Raw genomic sequence first — 15793 nt, 5'->3', positions numbered from 1 at the left:
AATATACCGGATTACAGGATGGCTCTTGCAGTAGATATTCGGGTGAAAAACCTTAAGGGAGGGTAAATATTTGATGTTGAGGCTAGGTCTGACCCGCGGATTCCGCATTGAACTCGGTGATGAGCTCACCCATCCGGGCCAAGGCTCGGGCCGCCGCGCGATGGGCCGTGGAAACCACCGCCCGCTCGAATTCACCGGATGACATTCGCGACACCGCACTGGTGAATCGCAAGTCCCGCAAAGCTCCGCTGCCATCGACCTCGACGGTGACCGCACCGTCCTCCGACGACTCCTGCTCGCGCACCTTCGCCATCTCGTCGCCGAGATCGCGCAGCCGGTTCAGCGCCCGCTGCGCCCGCGCCTCGATCTCGTCCATCACGGGGTTGGTACTCATGCCTCCGCCTCGCTGACGCTCGGCTCCGGCATGCGTACCGCACACTGGCACATGATTCGCTCTCCGCGTTCGCTCATGTCAAGCTTCCCTCAACCAGCTCTGCGGCTCTTCTTCGTACTCTTCTTCCTCGACCCACTCCTGCGCCGCGACATCCTCCGGCTTCGGCAACCCGGTCAGCGCGAGCTGCTGGTTGGTCAACCCCGCCGCCTGCAACTCCTCCCGCCGCGCCAGCCCGGCCCGGTTCGCCGCCTGCCTGCACAACCGCATGATCTGATTCGCCAGCTCGGCCGGATCCCGCCGCAGCTCGGCCGCTTCCACCGAAATCGCCAGCGGCAAGCCCTGTTCGGTGGTCCGCACCGAAATCGTGCCACTGATGTTCGCCGCTGTGGACATCGCATCAACCCCTCATCGCTTGTTGCTCAGTGTATGTTCCCGCCCAGGGGTTCATACCCGCTCGTCCTCGATCGCACGGACCACCTCGGCGATCTCGGCGTTGCCGTGCCGGCGGCCTCGCGCGCATCGCCCTGACATTTTCGAAGTGCACACCCCGCTAGCACCTTTCGGCATCACAACCTTGTTGAGGTCGTCCGCCGACGGCCTGCCCACGGCGTGATCGTTGGCCTTGACCGCCGCCACGAAGGTATCGGCCATTTCGGACAGGTGCACGGGAGAATTTTCAGGCCCCTCGCAGCGAACTTCGCTCGTCCTTGATCATCTGGACAACCTTGGCAATCTCTTTGTTGATCACGGCGGTGAACTTCTTGTCATCGGCGGCTTGCGCGACCGGCGGGAGCTCTGGACCGATGACGTAGCGGCCGTCGTCCAGCAGGTCTCGCCAGCGCAACAGACTCCGCATCCGCCCACGCGGACCGAAGGCCGACCTGCCCTGGCTTACCAGGATGTATCCGAAGGTGATCGGCTCCATCTGCTCGAACTGTTCGGCCCGCGTGGAGTTGCTGTCCTCGAACGAATCCCACAGGCTGGATTCGCCGAAGCTGTGGTCCATCTCGTCCTCAGTCCTGCTGCTGTCCGGCAGCGGTAGCGTGACGTTCTTGCGAGTGCCCGCTTCGACTTTCGGGAGTGCGGCCACCACCACAGCAGCCAAGGCCAGCGGATCACACTCGGTGATCGTGAATCCACCTGAGGCGTCATAAGTCTTACCCGGTAACTGCGTTGCGAGGTAACCACGGCTATCCCGACGGACCGCACGCAGGCGGATGGTGTGTTTCGCATCGGTCCACTTCGACCCGCTGCCGCCGCGGACCTCCAGGCTCAGATCCGGGTTGAGCAGGTCATCGCACAGCTGATCGAAATCTGGGTCCGCATTCGCCTTCAATTGTTCCCGGTGTGCACGCAATTCCCGCTGGAAGTCGTCGTAGTCCGGGATATCGGTAACAAAAGTGAACGGCCGGGGCAACGTGTCAGCTCGAGTCCGCGACCAGAGGGCCACGAACTCGATATCGGTGAATTTCCACGTGCGGCTCACTGTTCGACCACCGGACGCACCACCTTCGGCGCCTCACCGAGCAGCTCGTCCAGATGGGAGTCGGACTCGAGGTAGGCGGGGCGCTTGTAGTTCTGCTGGCCTTGACCGGCACCCTGTCCGGCCGCACCGGCGGGGCCGGGGGAACCGGGCGTCGCCTGCGCGGCTGCCCCGGCCCGGCCGAGCGCGCCGAGACCCGTTCCGGCAGCGGTCGCTGCCGTGGCGGCGCCCGCGCGGGGGAACAGCTTCGCGGCTTCGGTCAGACCCAATCCCTTTGCCAGGGAGCCGGGACCAGGCCCGGGGCCGCCGAGTTTCGACGCCAAGTCGCCTACCTTCGGCATGCCGTTGGCCAACGCGTTCTGCGCGGCTTGCTGCGCGGCCGCCAGCGCCTCGCTCGCACCCTTCTGCCCACCCTGGAGGGCTTCCTGCACAGCCTGCTGCGCGGCCTGCAAACCTTGCTGGGCGGCCTGCTGTACCGACGACGCGGCTTCCCTCGCAGCGGCTTGCGCCCGCTGCTGCTGCTGGTCGGCCTCTTGCCGCGCGGCCGCGTCCTTGGCGCGCTGCTCGGCCTCGGCCTGCCGACGCTCGTTGTCGGCCCTCATCTTCTTCTCGTAGGCCTCTTGTTCCTTCGCGCGCCGGGCCGCGTCCCTGCGCTGTTGCTCAGCGAACTCCGCGGCCTTCTTCTGCTCCTCCTCGGAGCGCCCCGCCGCTTTCGCCTGCGCCTTCTTCTGTTCCGCCGTCAGGCCGGGACCGGGGCCGGGGCCCGCCTTGGCTTTCGCCGGACCAGGGCCAGGACCGGGACCAGGACCAGGACCCGCGAGCTTCTGCTCGTTCTCGTCGACCTTGCCGTCACGGTTGAGATCCTTGGGATCGAAGTCCTTTTCGTCGACCTTGCCGTCCTGGTTCTTGTCCCTGGGGTCGAAATCGTTCTTGTCGACCTTGCCGTCCCCATTGGTGTCACCGGGAAGTTTCGGCAGCGGCTGCAAGCCTTTGAACGACGTCGTCGGGTCGGCGAGGACCGGAACATGCTGGGCCGCCCACTCGATGCCCTCGCCATAGGTTTGATCGAACCAATTCTGGAAATCCCCGAGCGTATCCTGCTGGTACTCATCGCCTGACGGCTCTTCCCGCACGGTCGGCGCGGCATCTTTGGTCCACGACAAGAAGGTTGCGGCGTACTCCATCACGCTCTTGTAGTAGCCAGCGGTCTGCTGAAGAGGTTTCACGGACTCGTTGTACTTACGAATTGCTTCCTTGACGTACTCCGCTCCTTCCCCCTCCCACCGCGCGTTCATCGCATGCGTGACCTGGTCACCGAAATTGGTGTAATACTCCTGGAGCTTCGACTCGATGTGGCCCCATTGCCCAGCCTTGTCGGCCAGAATGGAGACAACGTAGTTCTTCCCGATATGATCACCGTTGTCGTAAAGCGTTTTCCACTCCTGCTCCTTGGAAGGCCGAGAGATGGAAACGCTCTTGTCGAAATCGGCACCTTTGAGTTCGGGCTTGTTGACGTCTCGATAGGAGTCCCGGTTGGAACTCCAGTCGTCTACGCCGTGCATTTCTATGTCAGGCTTGGGAACAGAATATGGTTTGTTGCCGTAGTCTGCGGCCTTGAATTCGGGATAAGCACTTTTCTCGATGCTCTCGAGATCCTGCTCATTGTTCTTCTCGGCGTTGTCATAGTTCTTGGCGGCCGCGACAATGATATCCAACATGTCGTTGAGAATTTTTACGTGCGCATTGAGGATCTGATACAGCTTCTCACCCCCTTCGGCGTACGTCGACGCCAACGCCGTTCCCGAATAGAAATTCGAGATCGCGAACGGCGACAAAGGGAAGAGCCCCTCCGCACCCCAGGCCAGCGTCCGCACATTGGTGATGATCTTCGAGATCGCGCCTGCGAGCATGGAGGCGACCTCCGGGTCGAACTTCACCCAGTCGGGATTACCCTCGATGCGCGTCTTGAAATCAGGCCAAGGACTACCGGTGAGCGGCAGCTCCGCTGGCATCGGCTTCGTGGGCTGCCCATCATCTTCCCTGGGTGGCATGCTCGTACTCCTCGACTATCTCCGAAACTCCGGGACTGTCACGTGCGCCCGTGTGCCGTCTTACGTCCATCTTGTCACGGGATCAGGGTCCGAACATCTACGGACGACCCGTAAGCCCGAGCAGCGCAAGAGGTCCGAGCATTCGGACATTATCGCTCGTTCGTTGCTATCCGAACATGGTGGCCGCCAAGGAAAGTCTTAAGGAACGGTTAGGAAATATGCGGGTAGTGGATGCGGTCGTCGTCGGACAATTCGGTGATGCGGAGTTCGCCCGCTCCCCCGCAGATCGGGCACACCCGTGACCCCTGGCAGGTGCGGCAGCGGTGGCGGCCGGTGGCGGTGGGCGCCTTGGTCCGGCCGGTGCCGTGGCAGGTCGGGCACAGCCCCTGGCCGTCGCATTCGTAGCAGAGGACGGCGCCGTCGCTGACGGTGTCGGGGGTGATGGCCGGGGCGGGACGGGCAGCAGGTGGATCCGGTTGGTAGAGCTGGATGTTGGGGGTTTCACCGAGCAGGACGATGCCGCCGTAGCCGTCCTCGATGCGGGCTTGCAAACAGTAGCCCTCGCGATCGCCGCGGACGACGACGACCGTCGGCGCCTGCGGATCACGATGCACCTGGACGGCCCAGCCTGCGGTGTGCAGCACCTGGGCGGCGCGGTCGGCGCGAGACGGATCCGGCGGGCCGGACAGGTTGGCGAGGGCCTCGAACCGGTGGCGGGGCGGATCGGCCCAGTCCACCTGGCTGGGATGCTTCGGGATGACCACGTACGGCGCCGACCCCGGCACGAGCTGGGCGGCGAACCAGCGCATCTGGCCACGGAGGAACTCAGCGGAGCGGTTCAGCCACTCGCGCACGCCCTCGATCTCCGCCATTACCGTGCACCACCTTCGAGATCAGCCGTTGCCGGACGGTAACCGGCGGGCTTGTACACGATCACCATACGGTCGGTGGGCTGCGGCGGCGAGTATCTGGCCATGGCCTCCTGGTTGAGCACATTGCTGGCGCCGGTGTCGATGGTGAACAGGTATTCGTCGCTGCCGTCGCCCTCGAACTCGGTGTGCTCGATCACCTCGAAGGCGGCCGCGAGCGAGGGCGGCAGCACGCGGCTGATGGCGAGCATGAGCTTATCGCCCTGGATATGCCCGCGGTCGCCGGGTTCGCCACCCTCCACCAGTTCCGACTTCATGTCCCACTGGATCTCGATGTGCGCTCCGGACACCAGTGTGTGCGGCAATTGCCGGGCCAGGGTGTCATAGTCGGCGTCGCCGTAGTGGGCGCTGACATTGTTGATGTAGTAGCGCGCCACGCCACCGTTGCCGCCGACATTGAGCACCGCGCCGTGCAGCAGGAAGTCGGCCCACACCATGAGCGAACCCGGGCGGGTCAGCGGACCGGCGTCGAGGATGCCGAGGTTGCGGCGGCGCTGGCCGGCGTCGGCGTAGTCCATGGGCAGTTCGGTTTGCAGGACGAGGCCGCGGCCGGAGGTGTCCTGTACGGGCGTCAATTCGACCGCGAACCCACCGCGCCCGACACCCACGTCCACGGTGTGGCCACCCTCGACCGCCGCGGGCACCGACGGGCGCGGTACGAACCGCACGGGATGGCTGTGCTGGGCGGGCAGTCGATACTGCGCGCGCGGACGCGAGAGCACGTCGACCAAGGACCGGCCGTTGGCCTCGTCATGGATCACCACGACGTATTCGATGTCCAGGCCGGCCATTTCGGTGCCGCGGTTGGCCCGGTCCATCGCGTGGAAGAACTCGAGCATAGACATGGTCTGCCCGCCCGGATGGGTGGCGGTGGTCGGGAAGTACACCTGACCGGTGGACCGATCGAGCATGCCGCCGACCCGGTCGGGCATCTGGGTGTAGGCACGGGCCGCCTGCCGCATCCGGTCGAAATCGATGAACCGGTTGATCTGCTGCATGTGGCCCGCGGTGTTCTGCACCTCGGTGATCGCGGACTCCAGCGCGGACCGCCGCCACTCCGGGGGCATCGGATCGTTGAAAGCGCGTTTGATCGGAGCCAGCGCGGCGACCAGGTCGTCGCCGGTGAACAGTTTCGCCGCTTCGAGCTGTTTGCGGATGGTGCTGACGTCGCGGTTGGCGAAGATCGGCTCGAACAGGCGGCGGCACTGCTCCTCGCGCATCCGGGCATTGAGCGAAAGTCCTTCCGCCATCAGCACGTCGGAGGCGTGCTCGCCGGTCAGGAAGCGAGACAGCTGGCCGAAGTGGGTGAGCGCGGCCTCTTGGAACGCCGGGTCGGTCAGTGTCTTCCCGAAGACGGGCCGGAAGGCGACGGCGCCACCATATTCCAGTCCGATTCGGCGCGAGAGCTCCGGATCGTGGGCGGCCAGCGCTTCCGCCGCCGGACCGACCGGGTCGACGTCCATGCCCAGGTGCGCGATCAGGTCATCGAAATCCGCCCGGATCTCGGGGGTCAGCTTGCTACGGGCGGGGTCGAAGATCGACTGATCGAGCTGGGTGGCAAGCACTTTCAATTCCGCGAAGCGCGGACCGGGGTGCTGGAATTCGAGGTCGGTCAGCTGCCGGATCCGGGTGAGCATGTGCGCGACGGCCCGCGGCACGTCCCGGGTGCGCAGTCGGTCGTACAGGATGATGTCGAACGCGGCACCGCCGGGATGCAGCTGAACGCTTCCGACCTCGTCGCCGATGGTGCTGTCGACCTGCACGTGGACGGTGCGGCCGTCGGGGAGCACGAAGTGGCCGTCACGATGCCAGTCGGTCACAGGGGGCATGATCGCGCGGAGCATGTTCTGCACCGTGTGCCGGGCCACGTTGGTGGTCAGCACGCCGTCGTCGGCGGTGCGGCCGTTCCCGTCGAAGTTGCCTACGCCCTCGATGATTTCACCGAAGTCATCCGGCAGGACGACGGTCTGCGGTTGCGACGGCTCCAGGTACTCCGGTCCTTCGGTGTCCGGTTCGCGCCCGAGATTCTCCGGTTCATCGAGCTTCCCGCTCGGCACGACTGCTTCCGGCAACGACGGATCCACACCGAGGTACTCCGGACCCCCTACCTCTCCGCCCGGCACGACCGCTTCCGGCAACGACGGATCCTCACCGAAATACTCCGTTCCCTCGGTACTCGGCGCGTTGGGCAGGATCTGGGTCGGCGGCACCGGGTTCGATCCGCCGAGACTCGATTCGCTCGCCTCGTCCGTTCCCTCGGTACTCGGCGCGTTGGGCAGGATCTGGGTCGGCGGCACCGGGTTCGATCCGCCGAGACTCGATTCGCTCGCCTCGGTGGACGGGCCGGACATCAGCTGAGTGGAGGTTCCGGGCTCGACGGTGCCCGGCAGCCCGACACCGGGCATGGTCTGCGCCTGATCGCGCTGCTCGGCGGAGGCGACGCCGGTGTCGATCATGGTTGGTGCGTGCGGCACCGCGGGCGTGGCCGGGGTGGGAATCGCGGTGATCGTCTCGGCGCTCGCCACCAGCTCGGCGGCCGAGTCGATGCCGAGCTTGTGCGCGATCCGCGCCACATAGGTGGCCACGGTGTGCTCGGAAATCCCCAGCGCCTCGGCGATTTCGGCGTTCGACCGGCCAGCGAGGCGCCGGGTGCGCACCTCGGTTTCCCGGGGGCTCAACTCGCTGTGCCCTGCACCGGACGACGGCCGGAGAGCGACCTCGGCATCCATCGGCAGGATCCCCGCCCGCAGCGCCGTCGCCACCATGCCCGCCCGGCTGTTGATACCCAGGATGCGGCCGATCCGGACCAGGTGGTTCTTCACCACGGACTCGGTGGTGTCCATGGCCAGCCCGATCTCCTTGTTCGACCAGCCGTCGGCGACCAGCGCCAGCACCTCGAGCTGGATGACATCCAGCGCGTCCGCCCCAAGCCCGCCTTCGATCTTCGCGGCGACATCCGGCTCGGAGAACGGCACCAGGCCTCGGCGCACGCCGATGGCCGCCAGCGCGGCCCGATCGCCGGTGCCGAGCTTGTTGGCGACGCCGGTCAGGTGGGTGTGCACGGTGGCCTCGGCCATCGTCAGCCGCTGCGCGATCTGCTTGTTGGTCAGACCCTCGGCCACCAGCTCCAGCACTTCGGTTTCCCGGGCGGTGAGGTCGGTATGGGTGATCAGCTGATCCGGGTGGGCCGCCGGGTCGGCGACGTGCTCGGTGCTCGGCAGCAGCGCTTTTCCATCGGCGCCGTATGCGATTGCGGAGAGCTTGCGAGAGCCGGGAGTCACGGTCCCTGGCACGTAATCGTGCCACGCGCCGTTGTCGACATTGGGATCGCTGACCATGACCTTGCCGTTGTCCAGCCGCATCATGGACAGGTGCGCGACCGCCATGTCGCCGATCGAGTACTCCTCGACCAGCAGCATCGCGGTCGCCGGATCGTCGGAGTCGGTCAGCCGGGCATCGGCCGCGTCCCTGGAATCGATCTGCCGCATCCGGCCGTGCGCGTAGTTCTCCTCCACCTCGAGCGGTGTCCGGCCGGACAGCTTCGACTCGGTGGGGACGGTGACATCGAGCCCGGCCTCGTCGGCGGTGCGCATGGTCTGGCGGACGCAATCCTCGGCCGGGGCTTCCGGCCCCGTTTGTGGCGCAACCGGTTGCGGGCTGGTGAAGGCCAAGCCACCGTCGGTGCTGTCCGAGGCCGTGCGGGGCCCGCTCTCCAATGGCTGCGCCGACAGCGGCGGGGTGCCTGGGCCGCTCGACTCCCGCCCGAGAACACGATCGGTGAAGCGCCGCAGCAGACCCTTTTTCGGGGCCTCGCCCTCGGATTCCACTGCGCGGCTTCCAGTCTCGGCCTGCGGCTTTACGGCCGCCCCGGACTCGGCCGCGGTGTCCACGGCCGACGCAGGCGCAGGAGTGCGCGCGGCGATCAGCGACGGCGGGACCAGCGGCGCGATCCGGGCCGACCCGTCCTGGAGCAACTGGGCGAGGTACTCGGTGAGCTGCAGCGGGCTGGCCCCGGGCAAGCCCTGGAACCACCGGGACAGCACATCCGCCGGATGACCGGAATGGGTCGGCGGCGCGACCCGCCAGCCGCCCGCGCCATCGGCTTGCAGCCGGACCTCGAAGTGCGCGGCCGGGATCGGCAGCACCTTCGCGACAACCTTGCCCGCGGGACGGGCGGATTCGCTGTGATCGCGGATCGGGAGCGGAATCTGGCGGGTGACCAGCTGGTGAGCGACTGCGGCAGGATGCGGCTCGGTGATCGACGGATCCGCTTGCACCACGCGGAAACCCACGTGCTCGTAGCCGTGTGCCAGCGTGCCGGTTCCGTCGTCACGGGCTCCGTCGTCACGGGCGACAATGAAGGCCTCCGGCCCGAGCAGCTCCAGCCACTGCTGGACGGAGAGATCGAAGGTGAACGACGGATCCAGCTCGGCCCGCAGCCGGTAACGCAGATAGCGATTCAGCATCTGCGGCGCGACCTCGTCGTACCCCGGCGCGCGGAACATGCCTTCGGCCTCGTTCGGCAGCATCTCCGCCACCACGACCTCGCCATCGGGTCCGAGGGTGACCGACAGGTATTCGAGCGCGTGCGAGCCCCGCCACAGCACGCCATCCCAGTCCGGGTGCTCCAGCTCCAGGTCGCGCAGCAGGTCGACGTGCTCCCCTGGTTCGGCGAGGACCAGCAGGCGTGCCTTGTCGCTGCCCGGATGCGGTGGGAGCAGCGCGAGCCGGTCCGCGAGCGGGCCCGCGTCCACTACCAGTTGCGCGCCAGGGGTCTCGGCCAGTACGCGAGCCATTTCCCGGCCGAAGACCGCGGCGTCGATCCTGGGTGCGGCCGACTCCAGCTCGACGGCGATGGCCGCTTCGATCGCGGCATCCAGTGCGTCGAGCGTGAGGTGGGTGCCCGGAGTCTCCTCGGTATCCCACGGCAGGCGTCGGTTCAGGTCCTCGCTGGCGAAGCGGGCCAGGTCCAGCGCGATCTGCGCATCGGCCAGACCGGTCTCGACCAGGTACGCCTTCATCGCCGCGAGTCGCCGCGCGGTGATGTCCTCGGCGGCCAGATACGTCTGCTCGGCGGGACCGCGCGGTACGAACACGCCCGCGGCGCGCTGCCGCATGAGCTCTTCGACAGCCTCGACGAAGCGGGCGGCCTGTTTGTCCAGCTGGGCGTCCGTGAGCTCTGCGGCAGCCTCGCGCCCCGCGACAGCCTCGCGCCCCGCGACAGCCTCAGAGGCCGCCGCGACAGCCGGAATACCGTGTGCGCGATCCCATTCCGAGCCGAAGAATTCCGCCAGATCGACGCCGTCGATCAACGGGCCGTTGGCGGACAGCTGCTCACGGATCGTGCGGGCCGCGAACCGGTAGGCCACCGCCTGCATCGCCGCTCTCGGCACCTGGCTGTCGTCGCGGAGATTCGAGTAGTTCGACTCCACCGTGTAGACGTTGCGCAGCACATTTTGGGCGCGGTCGTGGGCGGCGTTGAAGGCCTGCGCCAGCGGACTACTGGTGTAGCGGCCGTGCCCGCTCAACTCGCGCCGGTGCTGAAAACGGCGGGCTTCGGCTTCGGCGCGCAGATCCTGCATCGCCGCCACATAGTCGTCGCGGCTCTCGGTCAGCAGAACCAGTGGGTCACCGCTGGCCGAACGCGCCGCATCCGCCAGGTAGGCGGCGATGACCAACTGGTCACCGTTGGATATCGCGCCACGGCCGAAGGGCAGCACGAGAGTATTGGTCGTGGCGTCATAGCCCGCTTCGCGCGCCAAGTTCTCGCGATCCACGGACGATCCGGTCGATCCGGTCGACTCGAAACCGAACCGGATCCGGACATTCAGGCGCTCCAGCGTCCGCATTGCCCACCGGCCGGTCTCCGTTGCCTGCAATTCGGCCCGGACGATGCTCATTTCGCTGTTCGCCGTCTGATCCAGCGACGGCAGCATCGACCGATGGGCGATATCCAGGCCGTCCGCCGAAACCTCGACCCGGTTGTCCGGGCGTCCGTTGATGGCGGCTATCCCGTTCTCGATCCCCGCGTAACGCGCCCGCGCCCGCTGCCACAGCTCGGTGAGTTCGACCAGAGCACCAACCTGCTGCCGGGAATGCGCGGCCCACATGTAGATCTCGGCGCCCCGGAAGCGGTCGTACATGGTGTCGATCACGAAGCGCAGCCGCGCCACCCGGTCGGTGGTGTCGGGCATCGCGTCGCCGCGGGCGGGCGTCATCGCGCTCATCTGGCTCTGGACCCGATCCAAGGCGGTCTCGAGAGCGTCGATCTCCCGCTGCACCGCCGCACCTTCGCGCATCAGACGCTGCCGGGCCCGCACCTGCTCCACCGAAAGGTCGAGGCCGCGGCTCATGCCCTGCCTGCTCTGCCACTGCTCCTCGAGGGTTGCGGGCAGATCCGTTGCCCTGAACTCCGCGCTCTCCAGCAGCGCGTCGACTCCGGCCACCCGCCGCACCCGGCTCGCCAGCGCGTCGTCGGTGCCCGGGGCAACCGGAGCCTCCGCGTAGGCGGCGAGGTAACGGGCGAACAAGCCCTGCCGGAACGCCAGATCGGCCGGGTCGGCGCCGGACAGATCGGTCCGGGCGAAACCGGCTTCCTGGACCTGCAAATCGAATTCGGCCTGCCAGGCGATCGCCGTGGCTTCCGCGCGCAGCCACGGCCGCACGAACGCGTCCCGATCCATCTCGGGGATCAGCATCGGCTCGGTCTCCACCGCGGCGGCGGCGACAGCTTGCATGCGCGCCGCGTGCGCGAGTACCTCCTCGGCCACTGCGATCAAACCGCGTCCGGTGGTGTCGATCGTGATCGCGCGGACCCGGCCGTGGAAATGATCCCGGTCGCCGAACTCCACGTGGGCCTCGGCGTTGTGCAGGACCGCCATGGCTTCCTGGCCGATGGCGGTGCGGAACAACAACTCCCACACCGGGTGGGTGGTGCCGTCGGGCTGACCGGCGACCGGCGGTCCCAGCAGCGGGTCCGGTGGTTGCGACCGGAGCTGCACCCGTGTGGTCCGCGGCTCATCCGCGAATGGGTCGTCCGGATCCGGTTGCGCAGGCCCTTGATCCGCCGGGCTCTTGCCGATTCGCAGGTCGCCGTCGGGCAGCGGGGCGGTGCGGTCGCCGACATTCTGGACGACCTGGCCGTCGCGCCACACGACCGCCCGCGTGTGGGCGGTCTCCGCGCGGGAGCTACCGGTCAGCTCGGCCAGCGAAACCCGGTTGCCCGCGGCGGTCCGGAACCAGGCCAGGCCATCGGCGTCCGGGCTGCCCTCGTAGGTGACGCGCTGTCCGTCGACCTCGAAAACGTTGTCGCCCAGGTATTTCACCGCGTACGCGTGCGCACCGATTCCGGTCTGCTGATCGGCGGTGTGGCGCTGGTCGAGCACCCAGGCCATCGCCCCCGGCCCCGCCCGGTGGATCAGGCCCTCGACCAGGTTCGCGTGCGCTTCGTGCGCCCCGGCGGTATCGAACCCTTCCGGCCGAGCCCCCCGAAGCAGCCCCTGCACGTCCCGCCACCGCCGCCCGAACGGACTCCGCGTCTGCTCATCCGGCAGGCGGGCCACATCCCCCTGATCCGCGACGACTCGGCCGAGCGACCGATCGACACAATTGGCAAACGGCAGCTCCTCCGCGGCCGGCTCCAACGGAACTGACTGCGAAGCAACGATATCCGGCTCACCGAACGCGTGCCCGCCATCGGACAGCGGCCCGCGGGCCGAAACCGCCGCGGGGTCGATCGGCTGCGCGGTCACCCGCGGATCGTGTGCGGCGCCATCCCAGCCGCGAAGCCCTTTGGCGGCCTGCGCGATTCCCTCGCCCGTGAAAGCCGCCGCCGCGGTGGCACCGATGACGCCGCCTGTCCCGGCGGCGGCCGCGGCCTTCCAGGCAACGGCACCGGCGATCCCGGAACCCGGGGCTGTGGCGGCACCGGCGGCATCCCAATTGACCTCAGCGGGAAGATTCGCAGCCATGCCTGCACCGGCAACCGCGCCGATTCCAGCAGCGGCTGCGGCATCCCAATCGACCTTGTCGGTGCTCTCCTGACCAGGGATGTTCGCGGTCATGCCTGCACCGGCCACCGCGCCGACCCCAGCGGCAGCCGCCGCATCCCAATCGACGGTGCCGGCGGTGCGCGCGAGGTCAAGGCGGATCGGTGGCGCGTTGCTGGCGCCCTTCACCAGGTTGTCGTCGTGGTGGACAGTCGGTTCGGACAGCGCGTCGAGCCCGGTAGGTGTGTGCCCCGGTACCGGGCCGGTCTCGTAGGCGCGGTTCTTGCTGGCGTCGACGCCGAGGTCGGCGGCATCGAAGATGTTCTTCGGGGTGAGGCCGGGCAGGATCTCGGTGACGCCGACGTGCAGGCCCATGCCGCAGTAGGCCGCGTCACCCGGGTGCTTCGGGTGCTCGATCAGGTCCAGCCCGTGCTCGGCGGTGTAGGCGGCGACCCGGGCTTCGATTTCGGCGAGGATGCCGGTCAGTGTTTCCTGATCGATGCCGATGACGACGGCGGACAGTTCGTCACCGCCGGTGCGCATCGGCACGACGACCCCGCCCGCCGCGTCGAGGGCGTAACGGAACGCCTCGGCAATGCCGCGGAAGTGCACGTTGGCGGCCGCGGCCCGGTTGTTCATCGCCGCGTTGAGGCCGCTGAGGTTGGCGATATCGGCGGACAGGTAGAACGCAGGCGCCCCAGTTTCGGCGACGAACTGCTGCGCGCGCACCACCTCGGCGGTCTTCACGCCGGAGAGCCGGGCGTCGTAGAAATCGGTGACCTCGTCCCTCGCGACCGGGCGATACATCGCCTCCGCCACGAGCTCGGGGGTCAACTCACCCAGGGCGTGCAAACCCTCCGCGAAGGCGAAGCGGCGCACTTCGTCCGGCGACGGGTATCCAGCGAGCGCGGCGAGGTTGCGGTTCAGTCCGTCGAGGGCGAGTCCTCGCGGCGCCGCTTCCGGTCCGCTCGCAGTTCGGCTTTGGCCGCCGCTCGCTTCTGCGCCAGTTCGCGCTCCAGTTCCTGGATCCGTCGCGCCCGCTGTTCCGGTGTCAGCCCGGTCAGCCCCAGTCGCTCGTCGCGGGTCTCCTGCGACATCGGTCCTCCCGTTCTTGCTGTCGTCGACGCCGAGGTCGGCGGCATCGAAGATGTCCTTGGGGGTCAAGCCGGGCACGATCTCGGTGAACCCGACATGCAGGCCGACACCGCGATAGGCCGCCTCGCCCGGATGCTTCGGGTGCTCGATCTCGCTGAGGCCCTCCTGCCGAGCATAGGCAGTGACGCGCCGATTCACCTCGGCGACGATCTCGGTCAAGGTGTGCTCGTCGATGCCGAGCACGATCGCGCCGACCTCGTCACCGCCGGTGCGCATCGGGATCACCACGCCGCCGGAGTCCTCCAGCGCAGTGCGGAACGCGGTGGCGATGCCGTGATAGTGCGCGTTCGCCGCCTCGGCCTGGTTGTTGCAGAACGCGTTGAGGCCGCTCAAGTTGGCCACGTCCGCCGAGACGAAGAACGCGGAAGCGCCGGTGTACGCGACGAAGTTCTGCGCCCGCAGCACCTCCGCCGTCTTCAGCCCGGACACCCGCGCGTCGTAGAACTCGGTGACCGCGTCCCGCCCGACCCGCTCGTACAGCGCATCGGCCACCGCACCCGGCGAGGAGAGGTCCGTTTCGCGAACCTTCTGTTCGAATTCGGCGCGGTGCACGTCGTCCGGGGACGGGTAGTCCGGGGCGGGGTCGGTGTATGCGGCGACGGACTCCCCCAGCCACGGGACCACGACCGAATTGTGCAGCTGCCGCCAGGCTTTGGTAACCCGATCCGCGTCCGGGCCCAGGTCGACATCGGTGTAGCGCAGGGTGACGCCGTCGCCGTCACGGGTCAGTTCCAGGGTGACCCGGCCGGGTTCGCCACCGACCGGGTGCAGCGACACGGTCACCGTGGCGCGGTCGCCGGTGGTGGCGATATCGGGGACGTCCAGCCAGAAGTCCGCGCCCCAGCCTCGGAACACCATGGCCGCGAGCTGATCACCGCGAGCCATCAGCTCCGTGACGGTGGCGAAAGGCAATGCCGGGCGCCAGATCCCGTTCTGCTGCTGCACGCCGTCGACGACCGTGTCCGAGGTGTCCACCCCGGCTTCGCTGAGCACCGAGCGCAGCTGCGCGGTGAACAGCGCTTGCCGGTTCGGGTCAAGGAAGGCGCCGCTCATCGGAATGAGCTCGGTGAGCTTGCCGTTCTCGATCACCCAGTGGCCGAAGGCGATCGGGCCGTCCGAGGGGTCGGCGTAGCTGCTGTAGAGCAGCTGGTGCAGTTGCACGTCCCGCCGATCCAGCTTGCCTTCGACATCGGCGACGGCGACGGCGACACAGCGGATATCGCCCGGGTCGGCGCCGACGAGGAAGGACACGCCCTTCGGGCCCGAACTGTAGGGCTGGTTGTTCTCGTCGTAGAAGACACCGTCGCGCAGCTGGAGCTTGCCGATATCGATGCCGTCGGTGAGCTCGGGCCGGTAGGAGTTCGCCGACTTCGGCTCGGCGACCTGGTAGCCGGTGCCAGGCCCCGGAGTGGCGGCGTCGGAATCCGGAGGAGCGGGCGTATCACCTTGCGGCGCAGTGGGATCGGTCGGTTCGGCCGGGTCGGTGCCGGGATCGGGGTCGGTGCCGGGATCCGGGTCGCTGTCGGCCATCGAGCGGATGAACCAGATCGACTTGCCGCGGCCGTTCGCGAGCGGCGCATAGTCCCAGGCGTCGGTCTGCGTGTGCAGGATCTGGATTCCGCGACCGCGTTCGTCGTAGGCCGCGGCGTCCTGCTTCTCGGCTTCGGTCCGCTCGGGTGCCGCCGGTGCTTCGTTGTCGCCGGCCAGCGCGTCCAGATCCAGATTCGCGATGGCGCCCTCGTCCACACCACCCAAGAACGCATCGAGATCATCACCCTGCAACAGCTCCGGCT

At 67.7% G+C, this 15793-nt stretch carries 7 protein-coding genes (1 of these 7 only partly in view); all 7 read right to left on the bottom strand.

Features of this window, described 5'->3' with window-relative positions; genetic code table 11:
* Positions 1-82: 82 nt before the first annotated feature.
* Positions 83-394 carry a YbaB/EbfC family nucleoid-associated protein gene (locus tag ACT86A_RS04895; RefSeq protein ID WP_445090786.1) on the bottom strand — a complete coding sequence of 104 codons (312 nt, stop codon included), beginning with the start codon at positions 392-394 and terminating at the stop codon, positions 83-85.
* Positions 395-472: 78 nt separating this feature from the next.
* Positions 473-787 carry a hypothetical protein gene (locus tag ACT86A_RS04890; RefSeq protein WP_445090785.1) on the bottom strand — a complete coding sequence of 105 codons (315 nt, stop codon included), beginning with the start codon at positions 785-787 and terminating at the stop codon, positions 473-475.
* A 51-nt stretch (positions 788-838) separates the two neighbouring features.
* Positions 839-1060 carry a hypothetical protein gene (locus ACT86A_RS04885; RefSeq protein WP_445090784.1) on the bottom strand — a complete coding sequence of 74 codons (222 nt, stop codon included), beginning with the start codon at positions 1058-1060 and terminating at the stop codon, positions 839-841.
* 10 nt (positions 1061-1070) lie between these two features.
* The gene (locus tag ACT86A_RS04880) at positions 1071-1880 is read right to left on the bottom strand and encodes an ESX secretion-associated protein EspG (protein ID WP_445090783.1); all 810 of its coding nucleotides are present in this window, start codon (positions 1878-1880) and stop codon (positions 1071-1073) included.
* Positions 1877-3928 (bottom strand): hypothetical protein, encoded by a 2052-nt coding sequence (locus tag ACT86A_RS04875; protein ID WP_445090782.1) that lies wholly within the window; start codon positions 3926-3928, stop codon positions 1877-1879. The genes ACT86A_RS04880 and ACT86A_RS04875 overlap by 4 nt, the downstream gene beginning before the upstream one ends.
* Positions 3929-4137: 209 nt before the next feature.
* Complete coding sequence (locus ACT86A_RS04870) at positions 4138-4800, bottom strand: hypothetical protein (RefSeq protein WP_445090781.1); 663 nt, start codon at positions 4798-4800, stop codon at positions 4138-4140.
* On the bottom strand, positions 4800-15793 hold the 3' portion of the coding sequence (locus ACT86A_RS04865) for a LuxR C-terminal-related transcriptional regulator (protein ID WP_445090780.1). 21979 nt of this gene lie beyond the right edge of the window; only the last 10994 of its 32973 coding nucleotides appear in the window; the start codon falls outside the window, past its right edge; the stop codon is at positions 4800-4802. Before ACT86A_RS04865 ends, ACT86A_RS04870 begins: the two co-directional genes overlap by 1 nt.

It is taken from the genome of Nocardia glycosmidis (genome assembly GCF_052545115.1).
Note: the sequence above shows the minus strand (reverse complement) of the source record. Positions and strands in the feature narration are given on the sequence as shown.